The organism is Psychroserpens mesophilus, from assembly GCF_050617655.1.
GTDB lineage: Bacteria > Bacteroidota > Bacteroidia > Flavobacteriales > Flavobacteriaceae > Psychroserpens > Psychroserpens mesophilus_A.
In genome coordinates, this window is the sequence record NZ_JBODQC010000112.1 from 1 (window position 1) to 303 (window position 303).

Annotated in this window: 1 pseudogene; it reads right to left on the reverse strand. The window is 58.4% G+C overall.

Going from position 1 to position 303, the window contains the following annotated elements:
• A pseudogene (locus ACRHNM_RS16555) lies at nt 1-303 on the reverse strand (hypothetical protein); the annotation flags it as partial.

Sequence of the window (303 nt, forward strand, 5' to 3'; positions counted from 1 at the left end):
ATTTAGTTTCCTCCCCGGCTGCCAGGGCCCGTTCAAAAAACATGTGGAAGGCATCCCGGGTATATTCCCAGGCCGTCCCCTGGCTGGGGTCGAGTTCCTGGGCCAATCCCAGGGCCAGCGTTGTCCTTCCCGCTGCTGAAAAGGTCACTGCCCCCAGATAATCCGGGACATGCTCATACGTGGTTTCCTCCGAGAGGAAATGGGCGAGTTCCAGATCCGGGTTGAGCGTATCGTCCAGTCGGCGATAGAGTTTCAGGTGGTAGCGGTCGTCGTATTGCAGGGAACTGAACGTCTGGCCGGAAG